The 22,058-nt window shown below is 67.6% G+C and carries 21 protein-coding genes; 8 read left to right on the top strand and 13 right to left on the bottom strand.

The window, feature by feature from the left end; translation table 11 throughout:
* Positions 1 to 4: 4 nt before the first annotated feature.
* Together ACQR1B_RS10815 and ACQR1B_RS10810 are read left to right on the top strand one after the other, a co-directional pair.
* Positions 5 to 1,255, top strand: coding sequence for an extracellular catalytic domain type 1 short-chain-length polyhydroxyalkanoate depolymerase (locus ACQR1B_RS10815; RefSeq protein WP_434830948.1), 1,251 nt, complete (start codon positions 5 to 7; stop codon positions 1,253 to 1,255).
* Between the two features lie 176 nt (positions 1,256 to 1,431).
* Positions 1,432 to 1,704: a hypothetical protein gene (locus ACQR1B_RS10810; RefSeq protein WP_434830949.1), complete on the top strand. Its 273-nt coding sequence runs from the start codon at positions 1,432 to 1,434 to the stop codon at positions 1,702 to 1,704.
* 31 nt (positions 1,705 to 1,735) lie between these two features.
* Here the strand turns inward: ACQR1B_RS10810 and ACQR1B_RS10805 are convergent, their stop codons facing one another.
* Entirely contained in the window at positions 1,736 to 3,991 is a 2,256-nt protein-coding gene (locus ACQR1B_RS10805; RefSeq protein WP_434830950.1) for a tetratricopeptide repeat protein, read from the bottom strand.
* Positions 3,992 to 4,116: 125 nt separating this feature from the next.
* Here ACQR1B_RS10805 and ACQR1B_RS10800 point away from each other — a divergent pair, with 125 nt between their 5' ends.
* Positions 4,117 to 4,788, top strand: coding sequence for a transposase (locus ACQR1B_RS10800; RefSeq protein ID WP_434830951.1), 672 nt, complete (start codon positions 4,117 to 4,119; stop codon positions 4,786 to 4,788).
* Between the two features lie 93 nt (positions 4,789 to 4,881).
* On the opposite strand, the gene ACQR1B_RS10795 is transcribed toward ACQR1B_RS10800, so the two are convergent.
* The 4 genes from ACQR1B_RS10795 to ACQR1B_RS10780 all read right to left on the bottom strand — a co-directional run bounded on the left by ACQR1B_RS10795 (position 4,882) and on the right by ACQR1B_RS10780 (position 7,530).
* Entirely contained in the window at positions 4,882 to 5,985 is a 1,104-nt protein-coding gene (locus ACQR1B_RS10795; RefSeq protein WP_434830952.1) for a D-alanine--D-alanine ligase family protein, read from the bottom strand.
* 107 nt (positions 5,986 to 6,092) lie between these two features.
* Positions 6,093 to 6,617: a thermonuclease family protein gene (locus tag ACQR1B_RS10790; RefSeq protein WP_434830953.1), complete on the bottom strand. Its 525-nt coding sequence runs from the start codon at positions 6,615 to 6,617 to the stop codon at positions 6,093 to 6,095.
* Between the two features lie 158 nt (positions 6,618 to 6,775).
* The gene (locus ACQR1B_RS10785) at positions 6,776 to 6,958 is read right to left on the bottom strand and encodes a hypothetical protein (RefSeq protein WP_434831218.1); all 183 of its coding nucleotides are present in this window, start codon (positions 6,956 to 6,958) and stop codon (positions 6,776 to 6,778) included.
* Between the two features lie 158 nt (positions 6,959 to 7,116).
* Positions 7,117 to 7,530 (bottom strand): hypothetical protein, encoded by a 414-nt coding sequence (locus ACQR1B_RS10780; protein WP_434831204.1) that lies wholly within the window; start codon positions 7,528 to 7,530, stop codon positions 7,117 to 7,119.
* A gap of 417 nt (positions 7,531 to 7,947) precedes the next feature.
* Here ACQR1B_RS10780 and ACQR1B_RS10775 point away from each other — a divergent pair, with 417 nt between their 5' ends.
* Entirely contained in the window at positions 7,948 to 8,892 is a 945-nt protein-coding gene (locus ACQR1B_RS10775) for a sensor histidine kinase (protein ID WP_434830954.1), read from the top strand.
* Positions 8,893 to 8,928: 36 nt separating this feature from the next.
* Here ACQR1B_RS10775 and ACQR1B_RS10770 read toward each other — a convergent pair whose 3' ends face one another.
* Positions 8,929 to 9,231, bottom strand: a complete 303-nt coding sequence (locus ACQR1B_RS10770) for a PQ-loop domain-containing transporter (RefSeq protein WP_434830955.1) — start codon at positions 9,229 to 9,231, stop codon at positions 8,929 to 8,931.
* A gap of 130 nt (positions 9,232 to 9,361) precedes the next feature.
* Here ACQR1B_RS10770 and ACQR1B_RS10765 point away from each other — a divergent pair, with 130 nt between their 5' ends.
* Positions 9,362 to 9,496, top strand: a complete 135-nt coding sequence (locus ACQR1B_RS10765) for a hypothetical protein (protein WP_434830956.1) — start codon at positions 9,362 to 9,364, stop codon at positions 9,494 to 9,496.
* 168 nt (positions 9,497 to 9,664) lie between these two features.
* Positions 9,665 to 10,678, top strand: coding sequence for a zinc-dependent alcohol dehydrogenase family protein (locus ACQR1B_RS10760; RefSeq protein WP_434830957.1), 1,014 nt, complete (start codon positions 9,665 to 9,667; stop codon positions 10,676 to 10,678).
* On the opposite strand, the gene ACQR1B_RS10755 is transcribed toward ACQR1B_RS10760, so the two are convergent.
* The 6 genes from ACQR1B_RS10755 to ACQR1B_RS10730 all read right to left on the bottom strand — a co-directional run bounded on the left by ACQR1B_RS10755 (position 10,675) and on the right by ACQR1B_RS10730 (position 17,686).
* Positions 10,675 to 11,568, bottom strand: coding sequence for a DMT family transporter (locus ACQR1B_RS10755; protein WP_434830958.1), 894 nt, complete (start codon positions 11,566 to 11,568; stop codon positions 10,675 to 10,677). The genes ACQR1B_RS10760 and ACQR1B_RS10755 overlap by 4 nt on opposite strands.
* 545 nt (positions 11,569 to 12,113) lie before the next feature.
* A complete protein-coding gene (locus tag ACQR1B_RS10750) occupies positions 12,114 to 13,286 on the bottom strand; it encodes a M20 aminoacylase family protein (RefSeq protein WP_434830959.1) in 1,173 nt (390 codons plus the stop codon).
* A gap of 215 nt (positions 13,287 to 13,501) precedes the next feature.
* On the bottom strand, positions 13,502 to 13,714 hold the full coding sequence (locus ACQR1B_RS10745) for a zinc-ribbon domain-containing protein (protein ID WP_434871271.1): 213 nt from the start codon (positions 13,712 to 13,714) through the stop codon (positions 13,502 to 13,504).
* An 85-nt stretch (positions 13,715 to 13,799) separates the two neighbouring features.
* Entirely contained in the window at positions 13,800 to 15,476 is a 1,677-nt protein-coding gene (locus ACQR1B_RS10740; protein WP_434830960.1) for a CHAD domain-containing protein, read from the bottom strand.
* A gap of 252 nt (positions 15,477 to 15,728) precedes the next feature.
* Positions 15,729 to 16,682, bottom strand: a complete 954-nt coding sequence (locus ACQR1B_RS10735) for an exopolysaccharide biosynthesis protein (protein ID WP_434830961.1) — start codon at positions 16,680 to 16,682, stop codon at positions 15,729 to 15,731.
* A 26-nt stretch (positions 16,683 to 16,708) separates the two neighbouring features.
* The gene (locus ACQR1B_RS10730) at positions 16,709 to 17,686 is read right to left on the bottom strand and encodes a TerC family protein (RefSeq protein ID WP_434830962.1); all 978 of its coding nucleotides are present in this window, start codon (positions 17,684 to 17,686) and stop codon (positions 16,709 to 16,711) included.
* Between the two features lie 539 nt (positions 17,687 to 18,225).
* On the opposite strand from ACQR1B_RS10730, the gene ACQR1B_RS10725 reads away from it, so the two are divergent.
* Together ACQR1B_RS10725 and ftsH are read left to right on the top strand one after the other, a co-directional pair.
* On the top strand, positions 18,226 to 19,179 hold the full coding sequence (locus tag ACQR1B_RS10725; RefSeq protein ID WP_434830963.1) for a lipid kinase: 954 nt from the start codon (positions 18,226 to 18,228) through the stop codon (positions 19,177 to 19,179).
* Positions 19,180 to 19,244: 65 nt separating this feature from the next.
* Positions 19,245 to 21,089: an ATP-dependent zinc metalloprotease FtsH gene (gene ftsH / locus ACQR1B_RS10720; protein ID WP_434830964.1), complete on the top strand. Its 1,845-nt coding sequence runs from the start codon at positions 19,245 to 19,247 to the stop codon at positions 21,087 to 21,089.
* 201 nt (positions 21,090 to 21,290) lie between these two features.
* Here ftsH and ACQR1B_RS10715 read toward each other — a convergent pair whose 3' ends face one another.
* Complete coding sequence (locus ACQR1B_RS10715; RefSeq protein ID WP_434830965.1) at positions 21,291 to 21,845, bottom strand: cytochrome b; 555 nt, start codon at positions 21,843 to 21,845, stop codon at positions 21,291 to 21,293.
* Positions 21,846 to 22,058: the final 213 nt, after the last annotated feature.

The following is a 22,058-nucleotide window of genomic DNA, read 5'->3' as shown; positions in this document are numbered from 1 at the left end:
TGCGATGCTGAATCAGGACATCATGCGCGAGGCGACGCGGCTGACGCGGGCCGGCCAACTGGTCGAGGCGACGGCGCTGCTGCAGCGTCTGCTGCGCGGCGACGGTTCGCGCGCCGCCGCGCCGGCCGGTCCCGCGCGCCCGGTGCCGGCGCGGCTCGCGCCGCCGACCATCGAGGGCGAGGCGACGCGCGTCGGTGAGCGCGACCGTCCGTCCGCGCAGGCTGCCCCGACGCCAGCGCGCACCACGCAGGCCAAGCCGTCGCAAGCCAAGCCGTCGCGGGCCAATTGGCGAGCCAAGCCCGCTGCGCCGCGCCAGCGATCCGTCCGGCGCGACGATCTCGGTGAGCTGCCGGGGTTCAGCCTGCGCGGTCCGCATCTGCGCGCGCCCTCGACCCGCGACACCACGCCCGAGGGGGCCCGGTTCGTCCAGGCCAGCTTCGGCAATGCCGCGGGACGCCGGAGCTACAAGCTGTTGATCCCGAGCCGGGGCGGGGACCATCCGCGTCCGCTCGTCGTCATGCTGCATGGCTGCACTCAGTCGGCGGACGACTTTGCGGCCGGTACACGGATGAACTTTTTGGGCGAGGAGCAGAACGTCTTCGTCGTCTATCCGGAGCAGCCGAGCGGCGCCAATCAGTCGAAATGCTGGAACTGGTTTCGTGACGGCGACCAGCAGCGCGACGGCGGCGAGCCGTCGCTGATCGCGGGCATCACCCGCCAGGTGATGCGGGAGCATGCGATCGATCCAAGCCGCGTCTATGTCGCCGGCCTGTCGGCCGGAGGCGCCACGGCCGCGATCATGGCCGCGACCTATCCCGATCTCTACGCCGCAGCCGGCGTCCATTCTGGCCTCCCCTGCGGCGCCGCGCGCGATCTGCCCTCGGCGTTGATGGCGATGCGCCAGGGCGCGGGCGAGACGGCGGATCGGAGATCGGTGGTGCCGACGATCGTCTTCCATGGCGATCGCGACGCGACCGTGCATCCCGCCAATGGCGACGGGGTCGTCGCGCAGTCGCCGGGCGCCAGGGGCGGGACATCGTTGGTCGTGCGCGGACAGGTGCCGGGTGGCCATGCCTACACGCGGACGATCCTGACGGCGCCGGGCGGGCAGGTGACGGCGGAGCACTGGACCGTTCACGGCGCCGCTCACGCCTGGTCGGGCGGCAGTCCGGCCGGGTCCTACACCGATCCGAAAGGGCCGGATGCGGCACGCGAGATGCTGCGGTTCTTCCTCGCGCATGCGCGCGGGGATTAGCACGCGACGGCGCCGGTGAAGATGCCGGCGCCGCTGCACTCCATCGGGCGGGGACCATGGACGCGCCGCTGTTGCCGGTTCATGGTGGGCGTGACGTTCGCTCCTCGCCCTGAGGAGCCCGCCGCGGGCGGGCGTCTCGAAGGGCGAGGCCCGGCCTCACGAACACGGGTGGTGCGATGTCGCGCGTGCTGAACTGGTTCTTCCGCAATCGCCAGACCGGCGAGATCACGATCGCGCAGATGCCGAACCCGGCGCTGTGGATCGTGCTGGTGGGCTGCCTCGTGGGCTGGGTCTGGCATCCACAGGGGCAGGATGGCGTCCAGCTGGATTGTCTGGTCAAGGCCAGCCTGTTCGTCTTTGCGGTCGACGAAATCCTGCGCGGCGTCAACCCGTGGCGGCGCTGCCTCGGCGCAGCCGTGCTGATCTATGTAGTCGTGACGATGGTGTGACGGGTCATGGGCATGAGCCGATCGACATCGGTCAGTTTTGTGCACTGTCACCGTAACCTGTCCTGGTTGTCGGGCGAGCGCAGTGGTCGCGCCAGAACGTCCGGTAGGCTTGTTCGACATGCCGGGTGTAGAGCGCGCAATTGCCGGCGGCAGAATTCGACACCATGGCCGGCAGCTGGGCGCGGAGTGCGGCGAGCTCGGCGGGCTGGGCGCAGAATTTCAGCGCGATGGCGAGATAGCCGTCGTCGTCATCGGCGACCCAGTCGTCGAGGCCGACCGCCTTGACGATGGCGCCGCCGGCGCGGGCTGCGGGCGTGCCGCCGAGCTTGGTGACGACGGGCACGCCCATCTGCAGCGCCTCCCAGGTCGAGATGCCGCCATTCTGCGGGAACGGATCGAGCGCGATGTCGATGTCGGCGAACATCGCGAGATGCTCCTCGCGCCCGGTCTTTCCCACGCACCGGACGCGGTCCGCTTCGATGCCGTGGGCGACGAAGTGCGCGATCAGGCGATCGCGCAGCAGGGGATCGTCCATCGAATGGTTCTTGAGGACGATGACCGAGCCCGGCGTGGCCGCCATCAGCTTCGCCCACAGGCTGATCGTCGGCTCGGAAAACTTGTCGACGCGATTGAACGAGCCGAAGGTGACGTGGCCGTTGCGCAGCATCGGCAGCGGCGACGGCGGAATGGCCGGCGGCGGCTCGATCGTGATCAGCGCCGGCAGGTCGTAGATCTTTTCGGCGAACAAAGGCCGGACCTCGGCCGGGATCACCACCGGATCGGCCAGCAGATAGTCCATCACCGGCAGCCCCGTGCCGGTGACGCTGCCGATGGCCGAGACCTGGATCGGGGCGGGCTTGCGCGCAAACAGAGTGAGCCGGTGGCCGGCGGAATGTCCCGAGAGGTCGACGAGGATGTCGACCTCATCGGCCTGGATCTGCTCGGCCAGCCTGTCGTCGGTCAACTGCCAGGCCTCGACCCAGCGATCGACCAGCTGGCGGCACAGATCGGTCTTGGCGTCCCGGACCGGCGAACAGGAATAGGCGATGATTTGAAACTTCGTGTGGTCGTGATGGCGCAGGATCGGCAGGAAGCCGAGCGCCGCCGAATGCTCGCGGAAATCCGACGAGACGTAGCCCACGACGAGCCGCCGGTCGGGATCGAGATCGCGCGCGCCGAGCACGACGCGCGGCAGCCGCGCGCCGATCGCGTCCCACCAATATTTCCGCTCGGCCTGGAGACGCTTCAGCTTGACGTCGGGCAGGAAGTCGAGCGCGAAGATCTTCTTGGTGATCGCGTCCTCATGGTTCGGGTTGATCGCAAGCGCGCGGTCGTAATGCGCGATCGCGGTGGCGATGTCGCCCTGCATCGCGGCGCAGACGCCGAGCAGGGTCCAGGCGCTCTCCTGGTTCGGGTTCTGCGCCAGCATTGTCTCGATGACCGCGATCGCCTGGGCGACATGACCGCGGACCAGACTGACCGTGGCCTTGCCGCGCAGGGCGTCGTCCAGCAGCGGGTCGAGGGCGAGCGCCGCGTCGAACGCGGCGTCCGCGTCGTCGAACCGGCCCTGTTCCTGATAGACCCGCCCGCGCTGGGCGATGATGGCGGCGGCCTGCGGATTGATCGCCAGCGCCGCATCCAGCGCCGCCAGCGCGGCATCGAAGTCGCGCAGGTTCATGCAGGCGAGGCCCTTGCCGAACAGCGCCGTCAGCAGCCGCGGCTGCAGCGACAGCGCGCGATCGAAGCTCTGGCCGGCCGCCTCGTGCTTGCCCGTCAGCAGCAGCGCCATGCCGCGATTGGCGTGGGCCTCGGCATGGTCGGGCTTCAGCGCGATGGCGCGGTCATGCGCCGCGATCGCCTCCTCGAAACGGAACAGGCTGGTCAGCGCATTGCCGAGCTGGGTGAGGGTGGTCGGGAAGTTCGGCCGCAGGGCGATGGCGCGTTCGTAACGGGCGCGGGCCTCCTCATGGCGGCCGAGCCGGGCCAGCGCAAAGCCGAGATCCGACTGGGCTTCGGCCGAACGCGGATCGCTCTCGACCGCGCGCGCCAGGATCGGCACAGCCTGGTCGAAACGGCCGCAGTCCTTTTCGATGACGCCGAGCAGATGCAGGGCGCCGAAATGATCGGGCAGGTCCTGCAGGATCTGCCGGCACAGCGCCTGGGCCTCCGGATGCCGGCCCTCGCGGTAGGCCTTCACCGCCGCCGGCAACGCGGCTTCCGCGCGTTTCCTGGCCTGCTTCAGCAGCCTCGCATTCCGAAAGGCCCGCGAGCCGATGCTGCTTTGCAAGTGCAATCCTCCGGAAGCGCTCCAATGCCCGCGATGGTTGTCCCATTTTCGCTGATTCGCAATCGCCTCATTACGGTGACAGTGCACTTAATTGACATCCGCCGCCGGCGCGCGCAGGATGGCGCATGGCCCGTCTTGCCCGTGTCGTCATTCCCGGTCTGCCGCACCACGTCACCCAGCGCGGCAACGGGGGTGCGCGGACGTTCTTCGGCGACGGCGACTACGCGCTCTATCGCGACCTGCTCGCGACGCATTGCGCGGCGGCCGATGTCGCGGTGTGGGCGTGGTGCCTGATGCCGAACCACGTGCATCTGATCCTGGTGCCGTCGGACGCCGACGGCCTGCGCCGGGCGCTGTCGCGGGTCCATCGGATCTATGCCGGCATCGTCCAGGCGCGCCGCAAACGCAGCGGGCATTTCTGGCAGGGGCGGTTCGGCGCGGTGGCGATGGACGAGGCGCATCTCGCCGCCGCGCTGCGCTATGTCAGCCTCAACCCGGTGCGGGCGCGGCTGGTGGCGCGCCCGCAGGACTGGGCGTGGTCGAGCACGCGCGCGCATCTGCGCGGGCGCGACGACGGCCTGACTGCGCGCGAGCCGGTGAAGAAGCTGTTTCCGGACATCGCCGGGCTCCTGAGCCGCGCGCTTGAGGACGAGCAGGATCAGCTCGCCCGCCTGCGCGCCGCCGAGAGCATCGGCCGGCCGATCGGCAGCGACCGCTTCCTCGCCCGCATCGAGAAGCTGACCGGCCGCGTGCTGAAGCCGGCCAAGCGCGGGCCGAAGCCGGCGGAGGAGGAGTAGGGGGCGGATTCCTGAGTTTTGTGCACTGTCACCGAAATTAGCGGGAATTAGTTTTGTGCACTGTCACCGTAATTAGTCGCCCCGTCGCCGGACTCAGCGCTGCGACGCCAATTGCCTGATCTTCGCGTGGCGCGCCAGGGCGTGGGCGATCAGGCGGTCCATCAGCGCGGGCTGGGGCAGGCCGGTGGCTTCCCACATCTTCGGATACATGCTGATGTTGGTGAAGCCCGGCAGCGTGTTGACCTCGTTGACGTAGACCTCGCCGCCGCTGACGAAGACGTCGACGCGCGCCAGGCTCTCGCAGCACAGCACGCCGAACACCTGGACCGCGAGCTTGCGGATGCGCTCGGCCAGGGCGGGTTCGATCTGCGCCGGGACGTGCAGCGAGGCGCCCTTGGCGTCGGTGTACTTCGCCTCGTAGGAATAGAAGCCGTGGCTGTCGGCGGGGACGATCTCGCCGAGCTCGGAGGCGGCGACCGTGCCGTCGGCATGCTCCAGCACCGCGCATTCGATCTCGCGCACCGGCGCGATGCAGCGCTCGATCAGGATCTTCCGGTCGAAGCGCAGCGCGAGGCGGCAGGCGGCCTCGAACGCCGCGGCGTTGCCGGCCTTGGAGATGCCGACCGACGAGCCGAGATTGGCCGGCTTGACGAACAGCTCGGATGACCCCACGGCGGCAGCCGCATCCGCGTAGCTGATCGGCGCGGCGTCCGTCATGGTGACGAAGGGCACGATCGGCAGGCCGGCATCGCGCAGCAGACGCTTGGCGACGTCCTTGTCCATCGCCGCCGCCGATCCCATCACGCGCGCGCCGACATAGGCGACGTCGGCCAGTTCGAGCGCGCCCTGCATGGTGCCGTCCTCGCCGTTCGGGCCGTGCAGCACCGGAAAGACGACGTCGAACGCGAGCTCGCGCGGGCTCGCCGCGGCATCGCCGATAATCAGCGCGCGGCCCCGGCCGGCCGGCAGCAGTACGATCTCCGGGCCGTCCGCCGGCACGGTCAACGCTGAGCCGATCGCATCATGGGCCGCGTCCGCGAGCACCCAGCGGCCCTCGTGCGTGATGCCGATCAGCGTGACGGCGTAGCGGCCGGCGTCGAGCGAGCGGACGACGTTGGCGGCCGAGGCGCGCGAGACGTCATGCTCCGCAGAGCGGCCGCCGAACAGGATCGCCACGCGGATCTTTTCTCGAATCATCGTTCGTCACCAGGCTGATGCTTTTGCCGCGCGCACCGTACAGCGGGACGTCGGCATGCCGCAATCGAGGTGTTGCGGCGCGTCGTGCGTCTCCGCCCCGCGATGTATCAGCCGCCGTCCGAGCACACCGCCGTCGTCCCGTGCGCGTGCATGCAGCTGCGATAGAGCGGCGGCGCGACGAAGCGGCCGGACCACAGGCCACGGCCGGCGCGGCGGGCGGCGAGCTGGTCCGCGGCATAGGCGCCGCCCGAATATTGCGTCTCCTCGAGCGCGAGCCCGCGCGACACCATGAACCGGCCGAGATCGGCGCCGCCGGCTGTGCAACGCGCGACGATGCGGCCGTAGCGATCGCCGTCGACCGGCCTGCAGCGGAGCACCTTGCCGCGGGCAAAGGCGTCGAGCGTGTTGGCCGCCAGCGCGCCGCACCGATAGAGCTTGCGGTCGCGGCCGCGGCACGCCTGCGCGCTCTCCGGCGCGTCGATGCCCCAGAGACGGATGCGCGCGCCGTGAATGTCCAGCGTGTCACCGTCGACGACGCTGGCGCGACCGATCAGATCGGCCGCGGTGGCAGGCGGAGCGGCAAGGATGCAGAGAACGGCGCAGAAGACGTGAGGAAGGACGTGTCGCAACATCGGCACCTGAGGCGTGAAGGGGCGCGAGCGTTCGCAAAACGAATCGGTCGCGGATCATCGTGCCTTATAGCGAAGCCGAGTCGCGCGATTGTGTGGCGAGCACCGCGATGTCCGTGGGCCGTGCGTCGATGCGGCTTGGTGCGTGAGCGAGAGGCGGCTCAGCGGTGGGCCGTGTCTGACGCGCGCGCGGCACGTTCGACCTCGGCGGCGAGCGAGCTGAGATGTTCGGCGAGGCGCGCGAACAGCTCGCGCTTGTCGCGGTCGGTGGCGAGATCCCGGATGAGGGCGCATTCCGCCGCGTCAGCCCGCAGCTTGTCCGGCTGGTTCATCAACTCTGACATGTTTCAATTCCCTGCCGCGCCGGCGAATTTCGAAACGACGACGGCGCGATTTCGTTCCGCGCCGCTTTCGAAAAAATCGCTCGCCTGCATATCACCCGATCGGAGTACCGCCATGCGCGTTTTCGACGCGGATCGACTAGTGGCTTCACATCACGCGGCTAGCGCTCACCAGGCCACCATGTCGACGCCGGATGCACGGCCGAGATCCTGGTCTCGCGCAAGGCGACCAGCGCGCTGCGCTTGTAAGGATGGCCGCGAAGCCGCGAACAATCCCGACAGCGCATCGCGCGTTCGAGTTCGTGGATCGGCGTCGTCTTCGGCCGCCGGATGATGTCGAGCGCCACCGTCTGGTTGGTGTCGCAGCCGAGGCAGCGCACTTCGAGATAAACGTAGCCGGCGTTGAGCGCATCACCGAGCAACGGCGACGGCTGCGCGGGGCCCTGATAGCCGAGCATGCGCTTGTTCCAGGCGTCACAGGCGAGACGGTCCGCCTCCTTGCGCGCGCGGACGGCCTGCTCCTGTGCGATGCGGATGCCGGCGCCGTAGAGTCTCTCGCGCGATGTCGTCGTCATGGTCATCATGATCAACGCTGCGGCGGCGCCCGACAAGCCGCTAGGATTAGCGCGCGCGGCAGGTCCCGACACAAACTCTCTCATCGAGAGCGCTTGGATACCTGCGTCCGCATGCATGTTGGTGCCGAGGCGCATGGTGCCTGCGATGTTCGGCGCGTCCATTGCCGAGGTACGAGCCGGGCGTTGGATCTGCAGTCTGAGTGTGCGATGACGACGGCGCGCAACCCCTGCGCCGTGGGGATGGTGACGACGATCGCGCCGCGTCTGCAGCGATCGCTCCCAAAGATGCGGGTCTTTCATGGGCGGCACACGAGCCCTCGGCGCAGCAGAACGCAGTTCATCGAGAAAAGTTCCAAAAATATTGACGCCGGTAAGCGGGTCCTTCCGCTTGTTCCATCGCGCCCCCGGCGATAGACCTTGTTCCCGGGGTCAATCGTGAGCACAAGTCGACGTTTCTCAAGCTGGATCGTTCGACGCAGGACGTGGTCGCCGAGCACGTTTCTGCTCACGATTCTTGCCGTCGCCGTGGGTGCGGCCAGTCGCGTCGGCCTCGACGTCGCCGGTGCGACCCTGTCCTATACGCCGTTCTTTCCATCCGTCCTGTTCGCAACCCTGCTCGGTGGCGTGCCGGCGGCCGTCTTTGCCGCCTGGCTGTCGGCGGCGGTGGTGCTCATCGGCTTCACCGACCGGCCGGGAAACGCGGAGGCGGTCAATCTCGTCGCGTTCCTCGGCGCCGCTGCGCTGATCATCTGGCTTGCCAATCTGTGCCGCGAGGCGCTGCTGGAGCTCAAACGCAACGAGCATGCGCGCGAGTTGCTGCTCGGCGAACTCAGGCATCGCGTGAACAACCAGCTCGCCTTGTTCAAGTCGATCGTCCGGTCGAGCCTGGCCGGCGAGGATAGCGACAAGGGGGAAGCGATCGCGCTCAGGCTCGATGCGGTCGCGCGCGCCAATACGCTCGCATGGTCGGACCAGCGGATCACGACCCTGCGCCTGCTGCTCGAAGCCGAGCTGCAGCCCTATCGGGCGTCCGGCGCGGTGACGGTGGAAGGGACCGACGTCCCCTTGAGCCCGGAGACGGTGCGCAATCTCGCGCTGGTGTTTCACGAACTGGCGACCAATGCCGTCAAATATGGCGCGCTAAGCGATGGCGGGCGGCTCGACGTGCATCTTACGCAGGATGCCGGCTACAGCGCCGTGACCTGGCGGGAACTCACCCGTCATGCGGTCGCGCCGCCGCAGCGCGAGGGGTTCGGCACCCGCATGATCCGGGCGAGCCTTGCGGCAATCGGTGGCAGCATCGAGCAGGAGTACCACGACAGCGGCTTGTCTTGCCGGATCCGATTCGAAGCGGAGGCGTGACGGCATCCCCACGCGGCGCGCTTGCCGCCGCGGCGATCAGGCTCGCCTGATGTCGCGGATCTTGAACACGAGCAGCACAGCGACGAGGCCGAGCCCGAGCATGTTGGCGACGATCACGACCGTGTCGCTTCGGATCATTCCGCAGACGATCCACAGCGCGAGACCCGCGCCCAGGGCGGCCAACGTCTTGACCGAGAGATCGCTGGTCGCGCCCTTCGGATAGGCCTTTCGAACCTGCGGAATGTAGGACAGCGAGGTCAGCGCCGCGGCCATCAGACCGATCCCATAGCCAATATGTTCCATCCGCGCCGCGTTCGCCTTCGTCCGAGTGAACTGCATGAACGGACATCGATCGGCGCAGTTCCTCTCTGGCGGCCGCGCAGGTTCCATGGCCGGTGAGGCACGGCATCGTGGACAGCGTGAAACGTGCGCATCGCTGCGACGTATGCTTTCAATGGACCGACGCGACATGCTGATGCTGACCGGACTGCTGCTGATCTCGATCGTCGTGACCCTGGTGGGCACGGAGTACGTGCTCGATCATGTCGTGATGCCCTTGATCGACGATGAGAGAGTGCAAAGCACCGGCTTGCCAGCCCCGTAGCGCCCGTGCTGCGAGATCGCGCGCGGCCGGCGCGTCTGCCGGCTTTGTCCGCCGCGCGGAACGAGGGCTCGGCTTGATCACCGCTACGAAACGCTCCACCATCGGTGAGCGCGGCGCGAGACGGCAAGGCTTGGTGAGAGAAGGCTTGGCGAGGGCAGGAGACATCCGATGCAATGCTACGAGTTGCAGGGGCCGGGCGGGATCGATGCGCTTGCGCTGGTGGACAAGCCTGTGCCCGTGCCGGGCAAGGGCGAGGTGCTGGTGCGGCTTACCGCAGCGAGCATCAATTATCGCGACCTCCTGACCGTAAAGGGCGGCTACGGCTCGAAGCAGAAATTTCCGCTGGTGCCGCTGTCGGATGGCGCCGGCGTGGTCGAGGCGGTCGGTGTCGGCGTGGTGCCGTTCGCAGCCGGCGATCGGGTCATAAGCAGCTTCTTCGAGAGCTGGACCGGCGGCGAGCCGAGCGAGGTGAAGATGCGCACGGCACTGGGCGGCGCCGTCGACGGCACGCTGACGCAGTATCGGATCTTTCCGGCGCAGGCGCTGGTGAGGACGCCGGCGCATCTCAGCGATATCGAAGCGGCGACCCTGCCATGCGCCGGCGTTACCGCGTGGAGCGCGGTGATCAAGCTCTGTGGCATCAGTCCCGGCCAGACCGTGCTGACGCAGGGCACCGGCGGGGTTTCCATCTTTGCGCTGCAGATCGCCAAGATGGCCGGCGCGCGCGTGATCGCGACGTCGTCGAGTGACGCGAAGATCGCGCGGCTGAAGGCGCTGGGGGCCGATGTGACCCTGAACTACAAGACGACGCCGGACTGGGGCAAGACGGCGCGCGGGATCACCGGGCAGGGCGTCGATCTCGTCGTCGAGGTCGGCGGCGTCGGCACGCTCAACGAGTCGATCCGCGCCACCCGGATCGGCGGCACCATCGCCTTCATCGGCGTGCTCGCCGGCGCGCCGGCCGCGGAGCTGCGGCTGCCCCTGATGGTGATGCAGCAGCAGCGGCTGCAGGGCGTCACCGTCGGCTCCGTCGAGGATCTGCAGGGGCTGGCCAACGCGCTGGCGCTGCATCAGGTGAAGCCGGTGGTCGATCGGGTGTTTCCGTTCAGCGAGGCGCGCGAGGCGTTTCACACCATGGCGAGCGGCGCGCATGTCGGCAAGGTCGTGATCGCGATAGACTAGCCGGCCTCGCGCGCCGGCAACGTCATTGCGATGACGCCAAGGACGATGCAGCCGAGGCCGATCCATGCCGTCGGCGCGAGGTGCTCGCCGAGGCCGATAACGGCGATAGCAACGCCGATCGGCACCCGCAGATAGGATTGGGCGGTCGCGCCGACCGAGCCGAGGGTCTGCACCAGGCGGAAATAGATCACCATCGCGGCGGCCGTCGAGACGGTTGCGAGCGCGATGAGCGCCAGCACCGAGCGCAGCGTCGGCTGAAGCGTCCAGGGATGATCGACGACGAGTGCGAGCGGGATCAGGACCACGGCGCCGGACAGCAGCGATCCTGCCGCCGGCAGCATCGGATCGAGCCCCTTGAAGCACTTTCCCAGGATCGCAGCACCGGCATAGCAGATGGTGGCGGCGACGATCGCAATCTGCGCCCACAGTTCACGCCCGAGCCCATGCAGCGCCTCGACGCCGACGATGAGGCAGGTGCCGGCGAGGCCGGCGGCAACGCCGGCCAGCTTGCGCCGGGTGACGGGCTCGTGGCGCGTCACCAGCGCAGTCAGCAGAAAGGTGAAGATCGGCGAGGTTGCGTTCAGGATCGTGGCGAGGCCCGCCTCGACGGTGCGCTCGGCCCAGGCGATCAGCGTGAACGGGACGACGCTGTTGAGCCCGGCCTGGAGCACGAAACGCCGCCAGATCGCGGGCTCGCGTGGCCAGGCCAGACCGCGGCCGCGGATGATGGCTGCAAGCAACAGGCCGGCGATCAGCGTGCGCGCGGCGATCAGGGTCAGCGGCGGGATGGTTTCGACGCCGATCTTGATGAAGGTGTAGGAGGCGCCCCACAAGGTGGAGAGTACGAGGAGGAGGACGAGGTCCCAGGTACGATCGCGGCGGGTCGGCATGTTGTCTCGCGGAAAGGAGAAGGATCGCTTCTCCTATCCGCACGGCGGCGCATGACGTTTCGATCTCCGACGAAGTGTCGCAGCGAAGGAAGCGAGGTCGTCCACGTTGGTTCATTGTGCCCAACAGACTGCAACCAACGTGTGGTGGGCAAAGCGTCGAAGGCGGCGCGTGGCACCATCTTCTGCATGGCGTATCGGCAGATTCAGCGCCCTCTCCCCTTGTGGGAGAGGGCAGCACCGGCCTATCCGCGCACGCGGTTGGGTGAGGGGTGTGTCTCCGCAAGCAGCGTGCGTAGAGGCATACCCCTCACCCGACCGAGCTTGAAGCCCTTTCCTACATGCCCTCTCCCACAGGGGGAGAGGGCGCATTCACAGGCACCGCGCTCATCTTCATAAGTTTTTGGGCAAAGGCGCGGCCGTGCTGTCTCGCCGTGTGAGATCGCGATGGCGCCGTGCCCACCGTCTTGCGGCGGAATAGGCCGCCGACGGTGGGCACGCGGTCGCCTTCGGCGGCCGCTTTGCCCACCCTACGTTGCTACGTGCTATCAGTTCGCCGGCATGCTCTTTTCGACCAGCTTCACCCAGTAGGATGCGCCGGCGCTGAGGATGTTGTCGTTGAAGCGGTAGCTGGGGTGGTGGCACTCGTTGCCTGGGCCCATGCCGAGGAAGACGAACGCGCCGGGGCGCGCCTCGAGCATGAAGGCGAAATCCTCGCCGCCCATCAGCGGAATGGCGCGGTCGTTGACGCGCTCGGAGCCTGCGACGTCGCGGGCGACGTCGGCGGCGAAGGCGGCCTGCGCCGCATGGTTCATCGTGACCGGATATTTGCGCTCGTAGATCGCTTCCGCCGAGCCGCCATAGGCGCGCGCGGTGGCTTCGCAGACCTCGACGATGCGCTTCTCGACGAGATCGCGGATCTCCGGATCGAGCGTGCGCACGGTGCCGAGCATCTCCACCGTCTCGGGGATCACGTTGAAGGTGGTGCCGCCATGGATCGCGCAGACCGAGATCACCGCCGACTTCAGCGGATCGACGTTGCGGGCGACGATCGACTGCAGCGCGTTGACGATCTGGGCGGCGATCAGGATGCTGTCGACCGCCTTGTGCGGACCGGCGCCGCCATGGCCGCCCTTGCCGGTGACCTTGATGTGGATCGCGTCGGCCGACGCCAGCATCGCACCCGGCGAAATCGAGAAATGGCCTTCGGGAATGCCCGGCATGTTGTGCATGCCATAGACTTCCTCGATGCCCCAGCGCGTCATCAGGCCGTCGTCGACCATCGCCTTGCCGCCGGCGCCGCCTTCCTCGGCGGGCTGGAAGATCACGATCGCGGTGCCGTCGAAATTGCGGGTCTCGGCGAGATATTTCGCTGCGCCCAGCAGCATCGCGGTGTGGCCGTCATGGCCGCAGGCGTGCATCAGGCCGGGCGTCTTGGAGGCGTAGGGCACGCCCGAGGTCTCTTCGATCGGCAGCGCGTCCATGTCGGCGCGCAGCCCGATGGTCTTGCCGGAGGCCGATTTGCGGCCGCGGATCACGCCCACCACACCGGTGCGGCCGATGCCGGTCACGACCTCGTCGCAGCCGAATTCGCGCAACTTGTCGGCGACGATGCCGGCGGTGCGATGGACTTCGTAGAGCAGTTCGGGATGTTCGTGGAAGTCGTGGCGCCAGGCGGCCATTTCGTCTGACAGTGCGGCGATGCTGTTGAGAATGGGCATGAGGAGGGCGGACTCGCTGAGAGTGGATTGCTCGCTGAGCGGATGAGGGAGCGCCGGTGGTGCGGCCGGACCGGCCGCGCGTTCAGCCTGCGCGAGGGCCCAACTATGACCCGGGCCAAAACGCGAGGCAAGTTGTGGCAGGCCATGGCGCCATGCAGCGATGCGCGGCCGAGACTGCAGTTGCGCCGAAGCGTTCCGGATCCCGGAACGCGCGGTCAGGCGAGAGGAGCGGGGGCCGGCACGCGTGGGTATTTGTGTTCAGGCGGCACCACCAGACGAAACGCCCGCAGCTTGGGCTCGTCCCACGTCGCCAACGGTGTGCCGCACACCCCGCAATCGATCCGGCCAGGAGCACCCGCGACCGAGGTCGATTCCGCGATCTCGTAAGCGGCGCGACAATGTGGACAGGTCACGCTGGATATTTTCATGAATCCACTCTCACGCATTTCGTGACGAAATGTCTTGAACCAGATCAATGCAACGCGGAAACCGCCCCTGATCGGCGGTTGGTCGTCATGCCTTCTCGGGCAGCCAAGGTGTCGGCACTTTCGCGAACGCGCGCCACGCTTGGCGCAACGGCTGCTCCACGCCTACCATCGCATGCGCCTGCCAGCCGGTGATCGCGGCGGCGGCCGTCGCCGCATCGGTCGAGGTGGTGCCGAGGGCATCGAGCACTTCGGCGGTCACGGCCATGTCGTTGTAGTAGCCGAGCTGCTCCTGCAGACCGGCCAGCGTCCTGGCGTATTTTTTGGCCGGCTTGCTCGCGCCATAGAGCGGCAGCAGGAAGTCCGTGCTGTAGCGGAGCTTCTTCAGGGCCAGACGGAGCCGGTGGCGGCGCTCGGGCGGCTGCTTCTTGAAATGGCGACCGCGTTTGAGCACCTTCTGGTGCCGCTCCGCGAGGATGTGTCCGGCGAAGTCGCGCGCGGGCGCGGCCAGTTTTCCCAGCGTCTCGGGCGAGACGTCGTTGCGCCAGCCGCGGGTCTCGATCCAGGCGCCGAGGCCGAGCACGAAGGTGGCGCAGCGCCGCTCGGCGAGCGCGAGGCGCAGCTTGCGATAGGCCAGCTCGCGCTGCCGTTCGGCGAGCGCGCGCAGCGTATCGAAGCCGGCAACCGTGGGGCACGCCTCGGCGATCTCCGGCAGCGTCCCGGTCAGGAACACATCGAGGTCGCGCGCGGCCGAGAGGTTCTGGGCAAGCCAGCGGGCCTCCGCCACCAGACCGTCGAGTGCGGCCGAGGTCTCGACCGGCTGCATCAGATGCAGCGCGGCGCGCAGGCGGCGCAGCGCCACCCGCAACTGATGCACCCCTTCCGGATTGCGGCCGTCCTCGGCTGCCGGTATCGCCTGCAACAGATGATGCAGGCTGCTCTGCAGGATGACGGCGAAGGCCTCGTCGAGCGACACTGCGGGATCGAGTTGCGGCCTGCGCGGCTTCTCCGCGCCGGGGGCTGCGCCTGCGGCGAGATCGAAGCCGCGCGCCGACTTGGTGCGGATGGAAGGCCTGACGGCACCATGCTCGGCGAGCCGCAGCGCGATGTCGTAGACGGCCGCAGGATGGCCGCTCTTGAGCTCGAGCTCGATCTCGCTCACGATTTCGGTCTGCTCGCCGGCCTTGATGACGCCGCTGTCGAACGCGATCTCGACGGTGCCTTGCGGCAGGTCGAGCAGGCGGGCGTGACGATGCACGTCGGCTGAAAACACCGCCTCCAGCCGGTGCGTGTCGAGTTCAGCGCGCAGGTCCTCGGGGATCAGCGTCATGGCCAGGGTGGGATCGGGCGCCAGCGACGGCACGCTCGCCTCCCATTCGCCGCGCTTGAGCGGATCGTCGCTCGTTTGCGTCTTCACGGTCTGGATGAAGCGGCTGCCGCTCTGGCGCACGCGCAGGGTCAGCCCGTGCTTCCACAGCGTGCGCTTCGGCGTGTCGTAGTAGATCGACTTCAGGTGCTTGCGCGTGCCCCTGTTGCGCGCATGCGCGGTGATGATCGCCGCGTCGTGGAAATCGGCCAGTCGATCGGCGGCAACGAGCAGCTTCAGTTCGATTTCATGACCGGCGCCGGCCGCCGGATCGGGCAGGGACGCAGGCTCCGGAGTCACGGTCTCCACTGCCGCATCGCCGCCGCGCTTGGCGTCGAGCGGGTCCACCTCTTCGACAGCGCGCTCGCTGACCGACGCGTTCGCGCCTGAATCCGGCATGGGTTTGTTCTGTGACAGTTCGATGACAATGCAGTCAGTTTAGCCGATGTCGCCGCCGGTGACAGCATGAAACCCGATCATTGCACCTGAAAGAGTTGATCGCCACCGGCCGGAAGCGGTTCGGTTTAGGCAAGGTGCTTCAAAGCAGTAAGGGGCCGTGACGCAAGCGCGTAGAAGCATACCAATTTCGGATCAAAAAGTCGTGTGCGGCCGCTTTGCGGCGTCTGTGGTCCATGCCCTTGCGAACGGCTCTCAAATCGAGCCGCTCAGCATCAGACGCGTCGTCACGAGGATCGCGGCGGCGGCGGTCGCCATACCAGCGGCGACCACCAGGCTGCGACTTCGGCGTGCGATGGCGCGCGAGCGTTCGCGCGGATCCTGCGCCGGATCGAACGGCATGCGCCGGCTGCGCCGATGGCGGACCGCCTGGACCCAGAGGACGAGGGCTACGATGCCGGCTGCGATTGCCAATGTCGTCGCAACACCGGCGGCGAAGCCGAGATCGGCGCCGGCGCTCTCCAGCGTCGCGCGAAGATGCACGGCGAGACGCGCCAGCAGCGTGGCGGCGTAGTCGAATGCGGCCGCGCCGGTGTAGAGCAGCACCGCGGTCCACACCACGGCGGCCATCGCGATCAGCAGCGAGACCAGCACGGCAAGCCCATCGCCCGCCATGAAGCCGATCGAGGCTGCGATCAGCGCCAACGCCGGCATCACGTTGCCCATCGGAATGGGAAGAATGATGGTGACGGCCATCAGCAGCAGCGGCAGCGCCAGCAGCATTCGCGCGGTCCGGCCGGTCAGCCAGACCAGCCGGTCCTCGCGCAGGCCGCGCTCGGCATAGCCCGCCCAGTCGAGCCCGGCGCGAATGATCTTGCGCAGCAGCCGCTGCGGCACCGGCCGGCGGCGCAGTGTCTCGGGCAACCACAGCCGCTCGGCGCCGAACAGGATCTGCAGCGCGACCAGCGCCACGAAGGTGCCGAACACCATGCCGAACGGTCCCGGCAGCGGGATCAGCGCCGGGATCGTCAGCAGCAGCAAAGTGAGGCCGAGACCTTCCGCCTCCAGACGGTCGAACAGCTCGCCGACCGACGGCTCGTCCGAACGGACGGTTCGCGCGATGGCGAGCAGCCGGCGGCTGATCGGCCCGCTGTGGCGGCGTGGCGCCGACGATGCGTCGTCGTTGGATGCGACATCGTTCATGGCCACGCTCGACCTCGCTTGCGTCGGTTGCTTCACGTCGCCTGCTCGACCGCAGGCCGGGTCTTCCATAGCGAATAGCCGATGCCCGCGCCGAGCAGGCCGAAGGTGATGCCGAGCGACAGCGCCGGCGGAAACTTCTCCAGCCCGAGCAGGTCGGCCAGGAAGATCTTCGAGCCGATGAAGATCAGCACGGCCGCCAAAGCCGGTTTGAGATACTGGAAGCGATCGACCATCGCGGCCAGCGCGAAGTAGAGCGCGCGCAGACCCAGGATCGCGAAGATGTTCGAGGTGTAGACCACGAACGGATCGGTGGAGATCGCAAAGATCGCCGGCACCGAGTCGACGGCGAAGATGATGTCGGCAAACTCGATCAGGATCAGGGCCAGGAACAGCGGCGTCATGAACCAGGTCGGTTTGCCATTCGCATCGGGCTGGCGCACGAAGAAGCGCTCCTCATGCAGGCGATCGGTGACGTCGAAGCGGCGGCGCACCCACGCCAGTGCCGGGTTGGCGCCGACGTCGTGCGGCTTGTCCTTGAACACCAGCATCTTGATGCCGGTCGCGACCAGGAATAGCGCGAACACATACAACACCCAGCTCGCCTGCGCGACGATGGCCGCACCGAGGCCGATCATGATGGCGCGCAGTACGATCACGCCGATGATGCCCCAGAACAGCACGCGGTGCTGATAGGCGCGCGGGATCGCAAAGTAGCTGAAGATCATGGCGATGACGAAGACGTTGTCCATCGCCAGTGCCTTTTCGATCGTGAACGCGGTGAGATAGGCCGTCCCGGCTTCATTGCCCAACTGCCACCACACCCAGCCGCCGAAGGCGAGGGCGAGCAGGATGTAGATGCCGCTCATGACGAGGCTCTCGCGCACCGAGATCTCGCGCGTCTTGCGGTGGACGACACCGAGGTCGAAGACGAGGAGGGCGAGTACGATGGCGATGAATGCGAGCCACATCCAGACAGGCTTGCCGGCAAACGCGATGAACAGGAATTCCACGAGGGGTCCTCTCGAAGCCGGTGAGATCGATGTCGTCAGGTCCGACATCGTGAAAGCACCGGCAGCTTCACCAGAGGGGCCCGGACCAAGGGTACGTTGCGGACATATGCGCGGGCCGATCCGGTTTCAAGAGCCGGTCGTCGTCGACCGACGTTCAGCAAGATGAACGACGAGGTGCGACAGAGTGTCTGCTGTCTTGCGGTCACGCGGCCGCGAACTAATTCCAGGGGACCGGAGATCCGGGCCCCTCTGATAGTCGGCACGGCTATGATGTCGGACTCTCTTTTGTGACAGATACCGGCGACGGTATTTCGCTCTTTGGAGCGCTGCTGGGAGTTTGACGAGATGCGGCCACACGCGTCGCTCGTGATCATCGAGTTCTGCGATTTCGGCTTCAGGTCCTTCCGTTCCATCGCCTGTCCCGATGTCGTTCGCCGGGCCGCCGACGACGATCGTGATGGAACCCGGAGGCCGCATCGGAACTTTGTATGGAACTCGCGCCTGCGTGCGCGCTGGCATACGGCGGATGGGAGCATAGCGTGACCGTGGGGGACGATCAGGTATCGATCGCGAAGGAACGCCCATCGCGACCGGATGTCGCGACACGCCGGCTCCTGATGATCATCAACCGCGGCAGCCGCTCGGGCGGCACAGCGGCTGGCCTTGCGGTGTCGCGGCTGAGCGCGGCCGGCTATGATCTCGTGATCTCGGCGCCGCACAGTCCACGCGAAGTGTCGCCCTGGATCGAAGCGCATGCCGACGATGCGGAGGCGGTCATCGTCGCCGGTGGCGACGGAAGTCTCAATGCCGCCGCGCCGGCGCTGGTGAAGACCGGCCTGCCGCTCGGCATCATTCCGGCCGGCACCGCCAACGACCTCGCGCGCACGCTCGGCCTGCCTGAAGACATGGAGGCGGCCGTGGACGTGATCGTCGCCGGCCATCGCCGCCAGATCGATCTCGGCGACGTCAACGGACATCCGTTCTTCAACGTCGCCAGCCTCGGTCTCAGCGCCGATCTCGCCCGCCAACTGACGAAGGAGACCAAGCGGCGGTTCGGCCGGCTCGGCTACGCCATCACGGCGCTCAAGGTGCTGATCAATGCGCGGCCGTTCCGGGCAGTGATCGTGTCGTCGGACGGCGCGGTGCGGGTGAAGACCTTGCAGATCGCGGTCGGCAATGGCCGCTACTATGGCGGCGGCATGGCGGTCCAGCACAGCGCCGAGATCGACGATTCGCATCTCGACCTGTATTCGCTGGAGCTCGGCCGGGTCTGGAAGCTGCTGGCGATGGCTCACGCCTTCCGCCAGGGCCGCCACGGCCTGTGGCAGGAGGTGCGGGCCACGCGCGACACCTCCTTCGAGATCCGCACGCGCCGTCCGCGGCCCATCAATGCGGATGGCGAACTGGTCACCTTCACCCCGGCGCGCTTCGGCGTATTGCCGCGCGCCGTGTCCGTCTTCGTTCCCAGGACCGAAGGGCAGGACCGCACCTAACGCGATGGCCTCCGGTCCGCAGTTTGCGGCCGCTCGTTTCGCCTCATCACTACGTCGAGAGAACCATGACCAAACAGACCCGCTTCAATCTCTGGTATGCGATCGTCGCGATCTTCGTCGCGATGATGGTCCACAACGCCTGGACCAGCTACCGCCAGGTCGCCGTCATTCCCTACAGCCAGTTCCAGGACCTGCTCGCGGCCGGGAAGGTGAAGGAGGTCGGCGTCTCCGAAAACTATCTGGAAGGGACGCTGAAGGAGGCTTTGCCGAGCGGGCAGACGCGCTTTGCCACGACCCGCGTCGATCAGGAGTTCGCCAAGGAGCTGGGCAAGGCCAACGTCACGTTCACGGGCCGCGTCGAGAGCAATATCCTCGGCGACATCCTCTCGCTGGTGTTGCCGATCGCGCTGTTCTTCGGCGCCTGGTACTGGCTGTCGCGCCGGATGATGGGCGGCGGCGGGCTCGGCGGCGGCCTGATGCAGATCGGCAAGAGCAAGGCCAAGGTCTACGTCGAATCCAACACCGGCGTCCGCTTCGAGGACGTGGCCGGCGTCGACGAGGCCAAGGATGAACTGCGCGAGATCGTCTCGTTCCTGAAGGATCCGAAATCCTATGGCCGGCTGGGCGGCCGCATGCCCAAGGGCGTGCTGCTGGTCGGACCTCCCGGCACCGGCAAGACCTTGCTCGCCAAGGCGGTCGCGGGCGAGGCCGGCGTGCCGTTCTTCTCGATCTCGGGCTCCGAATTCGTCGAGATGTTCGTCGGCGTCGGTGCGGCGCGCGTGCGCGACCTGTTCGAGCAGGCGCGCGGCAAGGCGCCCGCGATCATCTTCATCGACGAACTGGATGCGCTGGGACGCGCCCGCGGCATGGGCCCGTTCGCCGGCGGCCATGACGAGAAGGAGCAGACGCTGAACCAGCTGCTGGTCGAGCTCGACGGCTTCGACTCCTCGACCGGCCTCGTGCTGCTGGCGGCGACCAACCGGCCAGAGATTCTCGATCCGGCGCTGCTGCGCGCCGGCCGCTTCGACCGCCAGGTGCTGGTCGACCGTCCGGACAAGCCGGGCCGCATCCAGATCCTGCAGGTGCATCTGAAAAAGGCCAAGCTCGCCGCCGACGTCGATCCCGAGAAGGTCGCCGCGCTGACGCCCGGCTTCACCGGCGCCGATCTCGCCAACCTCGTCAACGAGGCGACCCTGCTCGCGACCCGCCGCAACGCCGACGAGGTCTCGCTCGACGACTTCAACAATGCGATCGAGCGCATCGTCGCCGGCCTGGAGAAGCGCAACCGGCTGCTCAATTCCAGGGAGCGCGAGATCGTCGCCTATCACGAGATGGGCCATGCCATCGTCGCGATGAGCCTGCCGGGCACCGATCCCGTGCACAAGGTGTCGATCATTCCGCGCGGCGTCGGCGCGCTCGGCTACACGATCCAGCGTCCGACCGAGGACCGCTTCCTGATGACGCGCGAGGAGCTGGAGAACAAGATGGCGGTGCTGCTCGGCGGCCGCGCCGCCGAACTCGTGGTCTACGGCCATCTGTCGACCGGTGCGGCGGACGATCTGCGCCGCGTCACCGACATCGCGCGCTCGATGGTGACGCGCTACGGCATGTCGGAGACGCTCGGCTCGGTCGCCTATGAGCGCGACAATCCGTCGTTCCTGGCGCCGGGCGCCCCGCGCGGTGCCGAGTATAGCGAGGCGGCGGGCGACGCGATCGACGCCGAGGTGCGCACCATCGTCACGGCCGCGCTGGAGCGCACCCGCAAGCTCTTGCAGGACAAGCGCGACGTGCTGGAGCGCGCCGCGCGCCGCCTGCTGGTCAAGGAGACGCTCGACGAGAGCGAACTGGCCGCGCTGCTGAAGCAGGACCAGCGTGCCAGCGATCTGGTGGCGGCGGCCCAGCCGGTGTAGTTGGTTGCCTCGTAGGGTGGGCAAAGGCGCGCCCATCTGCGCGCTCTTTGCGCCGATCCATCGCGCGCCGTGCCCACCATTGCCACCACCGACGCGGATGCGCGGTGGGCACGCTGCCGCCTGACGGCGGCCGCTTTGCCCACCCTACGGTTCGGCGCTCTCGTCGTTGTCCATTCGCGCGAGCTCGTTTGGCGACGGACGTCAGCGGCTGCCCACCCGCCGCGGCCACATCCGGGCCAGCGTGTCGTCCTTCTTGACGAACTCATGCCAGAGCGTGGCAACGATGTGCAGGCCGACCACGAGATAGACCGCGTAGGCCAGCGTGTCGTGCGCGATCTCGCCGGCATGGGCGATCGCCTTGTCGCCGGCGAACAGGCGCGGCCAGCTGAATGTCCAGAAGTAGCGCAGCGAGTAGCCGCCGGCCGATGAGAACATGTAGCCCGTGACGGGCATGATCAGCAGCAGGGCGTAGAGCGCCCAATGATTGAGCTGCGACAGCGCCCGGACGAGCCGGCCGAACGCCGCGGGCGCTGCCGGCGCCGTGGTTCGCGCGCGCACGATCAGCCGGACGATCGCCAGCATGAACAGCGTGATGCCGAGCGATTTGTGAATCTCCAGCAGTTCGCGCCGCGGCGACGTTCCGGCCGGCTGCAGGCCGCAATAGAGGCCGATCAGCATCGCCGCAATGAACAGCACAGCGGTGAGCCAATGAATCCTTCGCAGAAGGGGATCATAGGCGGTCTCGTTCGGCAGCACCTGCAGGTCTCCACGGTTGGGTACGGTGGGAGCTGCATAATGCACGCCGTCGCCGCTGTCGGTTCACAAGTCGATGACATCGTGCGACGGGCAGGGCACCGTGTCGTCCTCATCAGTTTCGAATGATTCCATTCCGGCTTCGCGCCCGATCAGCGTGCCGCACATCGCCGCCGTCCGGCATCACCGCGTCAAGCGCGACGACGTCGCGCTGCG

The sequence above is a fragment of the Bradyrhizobium oligotrophicum genome (assembly GCF_051168495.1).
GTDB lineage: Bacteria > Pseudomonadota > Alphaproteobacteria > Rhizobiales > Xanthobacteraceae > Bradyrhizobium > Bradyrhizobium oligotrophicum_A.
Note: the sequence above shows the minus strand (reverse complement) of the source record. Positions and strands in the feature narration are given on the sequence as shown.

Coding starts and splice junctions, on each gene's coding strand:
- ACQR1B_RS10815 (WP_434830948.1), top strand. CDS start 5: ATGCTGAATCAGGACATCATGCGCGAGGCGACGCGGCTGACGCGGGCC.
- ACQR1B_RS10810 (WP_434830949.1), top strand. CDS start 1,432: ATGTCGCGCGTGCTGAACTGGTTCTTCCGCAATCGCCAGACCGGCGAG.
- ACQR1B_RS10800 (WP_434830951.1), top strand. CDS start 4,117: ATGGCCCGTCTTGCCCGTGTCGTCATTCCCGGTCTGCCGCACCACGTC.
- ACQR1B_RS10795 (WP_434830952.1), bottom strand. CDS start 5,985: ATGATTCGAGAAAAGATCCGCGTGGCGATCCTGTTCGGCGGCCGCTCT.
- ACQR1B_RS10790 (WP_434830953.1), bottom strand. CDS start 6,617: ATGTTGCGACACGTCCTTCCTCACGTCTTCTGCGCCGTTCTCTGCATC.
- ACQR1B_RS10785 (WP_434831218.1), bottom strand. CDS start 6,958: ATGTCAGAGTTGATGAACCAGCCGGACAAGCTGCGGGCTGACGCGGCG.
- ACQR1B_RS10780 (WP_434831204.1), bottom strand. CDS start 7,530: ATGACGACGACATCGCGCGAGAGACTCTACGGCGCCGGCATCCGCATC.
- ACQR1B_RS10770 (WP_434830955.1), bottom strand. CDS start 9,231: ATGCAGTTCACTCGGACGAAGGCGAACGCGGCGCGGATGGAACATATT.
- ACQR1B_RS10765 (WP_434830956.1), top strand. CDS start 9,362: ATGCTGATGCTGACCGGACTGCTGCTGATCTCGATCGTCGTGACCCTG.
- ACQR1B_RS10760 (WP_434830957.1), top strand. CDS start 9,665: ATGCAATGCTACGAGTTGCAGGGGCCGGGCGGGATCGATGCGCTTGCG.
- ACQR1B_RS10755 (WP_434830958.1), bottom strand. CDS start 11,568: ATGCCGACCCGCCGCGATCGTACCTGGGACCTCGTCCTCCTCCTCGTA.
- ACQR1B_RS10750 (WP_434830959.1), bottom strand. CDS start 13,286: ATGCCCATTCTCAACAGCATCGCCGCACTGTCAGACGAAATGGCCGCC.
- ACQR1B_RS10745 (WP_434871271.1), bottom strand. CDS start 13,714: ATGAAAATATCCAGCGTGACCTGTCCACATTGTCGCGCCGCTTACGAG.
- ACQR1B_RS10740 (WP_434830960.1), bottom strand. CDS start 15,476: ATGCCGGATTCAGGCGCGAACGCGTCGGTCAGCGAGCGCGCTGTCGAA.
- ftsH (WP_434830964.1), top strand. CDS start 19,245: ATGACCAAACAGACCCGCTTCAATCTCTGGTATGCGATCGTCGCGATC.